The 4,502-nt window shown below is 69.7% G+C and carries 5 protein-coding genes; 4 read left to right on the top strand and 1 reads right to left on the bottom strand.

The genetic code is table 11. The features are described 5' to 3' along the window. Positions 1-38 precede the first annotated feature (38 nt). Positions 39-836 carry a peptidylprolyl isomerase gene (locus ACFWEP_RS32120; RefSeq protein ID WP_387375435.1) on the bottom strand — a complete coding sequence of 266 codons (798 nt, stop codon included), beginning with the start codon at positions 834-836 and terminating at the stop codon, positions 39-41. A 152-nt stretch (positions 837-988) separates the two neighbouring features. On the opposite strand from ACFWEP_RS32120, the gene ACFWEP_RS32115 reads away from it, so the two are divergent. The 4 genes from ACFWEP_RS32115 to ACFWEP_RS32100 form a co-directional block, all read left to right on the top strand. Next, on the top strand, positions 989-1,675 hold the full coding sequence (locus tag ACFWEP_RS32115) for an MBL fold metallo-hydrolase (RefSeq protein WP_387375432.1): 687 nt from the start codon (positions 989-991) through the stop codon (positions 1,673-1,675). A 15-nt stretch (positions 1,676-1,690) separates the two neighbouring features. Beyond that, positions 1,691-2,953 (top strand): histidine--tRNA ligase, encoded by a 1,263-nt coding sequence (gene hisS / locus ACFWEP_RS32110; RefSeq protein ID WP_387375430.1) that lies wholly within the window; start codon positions 1,691-1,693, stop codon positions 2,951-2,953. Positions 2,954-3,295: 342 nt separating this feature from the next. Next, entirely contained in the window at positions 3,296-3,931 is a 636-nt protein-coding gene (locus ACFWEP_RS32105) for a vitamin K epoxide reductase family protein (RefSeq protein ID WP_328722752.1), read from the top strand. Between the two features lie 105 nt (positions 3,932-4,036). Beyond that, a partial coding sequence (locus ACFWEP_RS32100) for an AAA family ATPase (RefSeq protein WP_387375428.1) occupies positions 4,037-4,502 on the top strand: 466 nt, incomplete at its 3' end.

The raw sequence follows: 4,502 nt of genomic DNA, 5'->3' as shown, positions 1-4,502 counted from the left end.
GTCCCACCGGCCGCCGGGGCTCCGTGGAGCGGGGTGGCTCACTGCTTCTCGACGGTCACCTTCGACACGTCCACTGCCTTCTTCGGCGCACCGTCGGTGGCACCGCCGTCGACGCCGGCCGCGCCGATCGCCTGGACGGCCTTCAGCGAGGCCGCGTCCATCGTGCCGAACGGGGTGTACGTCGGCGGCAGCTTGGAGTCCTTGTACACGAGGAAGTACTGGCTGCCGCCGGTGTGTTCCTGGCCGGTGTTGGCCATGGCGACCGTGCCCGCCGGGAACGTCACCGTGCCGTCGGCGCCCGCCTTGCCGAGGGCGGTGAGGTTCTCGTCCGGGATGGTGTAGCCGGGACCGCCGGTGCCGTCGCCGTTGGGGTCACCGCACTGAAGGACGAATATGCCTTCCGTCACCAGGCGGTGGCACTTCGTACCGTCGAAGAACCCCTTGTCGGCGAGGTACTTGAACGAGTTCGTCGTGTGCGGGGTCTTCGACGCGTCCATGGTGAACTTCAGGTCGCCCTGGCTCGTCTTCACGGACATCGCGTACTTCGCCGTCTTGTCGACCGTGACCTTCGGCTCCGGGCTCTCACTCGCGGACGGCGACGGAGACGCGGACTCGGCCGCGGGCGTGCTTGCCGCGGCCGCGGGCTTCTTGTCGCTGTCGTCGTCGTTCCCGACGGTCACGTACGTGACCACGCCTATGACGGCGACCACGGCAACCGCGGAGGCGATTATCGCGGTGAGCCGCCGGGTGCGCCGGCGCGCTTCCTCCCGCCGCTGCTGCTGCCGCTCGTACTTCTCCCGGGCGAGCTGCCGCCGCCGCTGATCGCTGCTGACCACCGGATGGTCTCCTTGTACGTTCGTGTGGGTGGGGCCTGGGCTGCCCGTACCGTATATGGGTTAGCTGTGGAATGAGGAGCGCCGGTAGGCTCTGGTCTGCCGCGCAGGCTGCCGCGGCCCCTTTTTCCCGCCGTACTGAACGAAGGACGATCGTGCTCATTGCCGGGTTCCCCGCCGGGGCCTGGGGGACCAACTGCTATCTGGTCGCCCCCGCCGCCGGTGAGGAGTGCGTGATCATCGACCCCGGCCACCAGGCCACGCAGGGAGTCGAGGACGCGCTCAGGAAGCATCGGCTCAAGCCCGTCGCGGTCGTGCTCACCCACGGACACATCGACCACGTCGCCTCGGTCGTCCCGCTCTGCGGCTCCCACGACGTGCCCGCCTGGATCCACCCCCGGGACCGCTACATGATGAGCGACCCGGAGAAGGCCCTCGGCCGCTCCATCGGGATGCCGCTCATGGGCGAGCTGACCATCGGTGAGCCGGACGACGTGAGGGAACTCACCGACGGCGCGCGTCTGGAGCTGGCCGGGCTGGAGTTCGGCGTCGCGCACGCACCCGGCCATACGAAGGGGTCGGTGACGTTCAGGATGCCCGAGGCCGGCGACGTACCGCCGGTCCTCTTCTCGGGCGACCTGCTCTTCGCCGGCTCCGTCGGACGCACCGACCTGCCCGGCGGCGACCACGCCGAGCTGCTCGAGTCGCTGGCCCGCGTGTGCCTGCCGCTCGACGACTCGACCGTGGTGCTGTCCGGCCACGGCCCCCAGACCACCATCGGCCGCGAGCGCGCCGCCAACCCGTTCCTGAACGGGCTGGACGCGCCGCGCCGAGGAATGTGACGAGAAGATCTTCCTGTGAGTACTTTCCAGGCCCCCAAGGGCACCTACGACCTCATCCCGCCGGACTCCGCGAAGTTCCTGGCGGTCCGAGAGGCCATCTCCGCCCCGCTGCGCAGCTCCGGCTACGGCTACATCGAGACCCCGGGCTTCGAGGACGTCAACCTCTTCGCCCGCGGCGTCGGTGAGTCCACCGACATCGTCACCAAGGAGATGTACACCCTCACCACCAAGGGCGGCGACGAGCTCGCGCTGCGCCCCGAGGGCACCGCCTCCGTGCTGCGCGCCGCGCTGGAGGCCAACCTCCACAAGGCCGGGAACCTGCCGGTCAAGCTCTGGTACTCCGGGTCGTACTACCGCTACGAACGTCCGCAGAAGGGCCGCTACCGCCACTTCTCGCAGGTCGGGGCCGAGGCCATCGGCGCCGAGGACCCGGTGCTCGACGCCGAGTTGATCATCCTGGCCGACCAGGCGTACCGCTCTCTGGGGCTGACAGGGTTCCGCATCCTGCTGAACTCGCTCGGCGACAAGGAGTGCCGTCCCGTCTTCCGTGAGGCGCTCCAGGACTTCCTGCGCGATCTCGACCTGGACGAGGAGACCCGCCGCCGCATCGAGATCAACCCGCTGCGGGTGCTCGACGACAAGCGGCCCGAGGTGCAGAAGCAGCTGGTCGGAGCCCCGAAGCTCGGCGACCACCTCTGCGACGCCTGCAAGGCGTACCACGAGGAGGTGCGCGGCCTGCTGACCGCCGCCGGGGTCGTGTACGAGGACGACGAGAAGCTCGTCCGCGGCCTCGACTACTACACCCGCACCACCTTCGAGTTCGTCCACGACGGTCTCGGCTCGCAGTCGGCGGTGGGCGGCGGCGGCCGGTACGACGGCCTCTCCGAGATGATCGGCGGCCCCGCGCTGCCGTCCGTCGGCTGGGCGCTGGGCGTGGACCGCACGGTGCTGGCGCTGGAGGCCGAAGGCATCGAGCTGGACATCCCCGCGGTCACCAGCGTGTACGCGGTGCCACTCGGCGAGGAGGCCCGCCGGGTGCTCTTCGGCGTGGTGACCGCCCTGCGCAAGGACGGGATCGCCGCCGACTTCGCGTTCGGCGGCCGCGGCCTCAAGGGCGCGATGAAGAGCGCCAACCGCTCGGGGGCGCGGTACACGATCGTCGCCGGCGAACGCGACCTCGCCGAGGGCGTGGTCCAGCTCAAGGACATGGAGTCGGGCGAGCAGACGGCGGTGCCGCTGGACAAGATCGCCGACGCGCTGCGCGCGCGCCTCGCCTGAGCGACGCGGCGGGACCACGCAGGGGTACGAAGGGCGGCACGGTCCGACCGTGCCGCCCTTCGGGGTGTCCACGTCCACGCCCCGACGCCGTCACAGGTCAACGTCCCGCTTCGCACGTCATTCCTCAGGGCGATACCGGTCCGCTCATTCGGGGAGCGCCGGTGACGTTCCGATCCGCCCGCGCGGACACGTTCCGCCACGCCAGAGCCGTGAACCCCGCCCGTACCCACGGAAAAGAGCGGCCGGCCGTCGCACGTCCTTATGCGTATCGAACGGAAGACCCGAACGGTGGTACGGCAGAATGACCGTGCCCGGTCGGACACTCAGCGATGGAACGGCGATATGACGACTGCAGCGGTAGATCACCACTCCTCGACGCAGGCCGGGGACGGCGGTACACGCACCATCGGGAGCGGGCGCGCCCTCGCGCTGCTCCTGGTGATCACGGGAGCGGCCGGACTGCTGGCCGCCTGGGTCATCACCATCGACAAGTTCAAGCTCCTGGAAGACCCCAGCTTCACCCCCGGCTGCAGCCTGAACCCGGTGGTGGCCTGCGGCAACGTCATGAAGAGCGAGCAGGCTGCCGCCTTCGGGTTCCCGAACCCGATGATGGGACTCGTCGCCTACCCGATCGTGATCGGCATCGGCATGGCCCTGCTCGCCGGAGCCCGCTTCCGCTCCTGGTACTGGCTCGGCCTCAACGCGGGCATGCTCTTCGGCGTCGGCTTCTGCACCTGGCTCCAGTACCAGTCGCTCTACAACATCAACTCGCTCTGCCTCTGGTGCTGCCTGGCCTGGGTCGCCACGATCTTCATGTTCTGCTACGTCACCATCCACAACGTGAAGCACCGCATCCTGCCCGCGCCGTCCTGGCTGCGCAGCGCTCTCACCGAATTTCACTGGGCGCTCCCGGTGCTCTGGATCGGCATCATCGGCATGCTGATCCTGACCCGCTGGTGGGACTTCTGGACCAGCTGACCGGCGCCCGCACGGACGGTGCTCGGGCGCCCACGGGCCCGGGGGAGAGCGCCCCGGGCCACCGGCCCCGCCGTCCTGTCGGTGCGGTCGCTTAGGCTTCCTGACGTGGAGCCCGATCTTTTTACCGCAGCAGCCGAAGAACGCCAGGAGAAGGACCCGTCCAGCAGCCCCCTCGCTGTCCGGATGCGCCCCCGGGTCCTGGACGAGGTCCTCGGCCAGCAGCATCTGCTGAAGCAGGGCTCCCCGCTGCGCAGGCTCGTCGGCGAGGCCGGCGGCGGCCCGGCAGGCCCGTCCTCGGTGATCCTCTGGGGCCCGCCGGGCACCGGCAAGACCACCCTCGCGTACGTGGTCAGCAAGGCCACCAACAAGCGGTTCGTCGAACTCTCGGCGATCACCGCGGGCGTCAAGGAAGTCAGGGCCGTCATCGACGGCGCCCGCCGGGCCTCCGGCGGTTTCGGCAAGGAGACCGTCCTCTTCCTCGACGAGATCCACCGCTTCTCCAAGGCCCAGCAGGACTCCCTGCTCCCCGCCGTCGAGAACCGCTGGGTCACGCTGATCGCGGCGACCACCG

It is taken from the genome of Streptomyces sp. NPDC060198, assembly GCF_042728415.1.
In the GTDB taxonomy this organism is placed as follows: domain Bacteria; phylum Actinomycetota; class Actinomycetes; order Streptomycetales; family Streptomycetaceae; genus Streptomyces.
Note: the sequence above shows the minus strand (reverse complement) of the source record. Positions and strands in the feature narration are given on the sequence as shown.

Coding starts and splice junctions, on each gene's coding strand:
- ACFWEP_RS32105 (WP_328722752.1), top strand. CDS start 3,296: ATGACGACTGCAGCGGTAGATCACCACTCCTCGACGCAGGCCGGGGAC.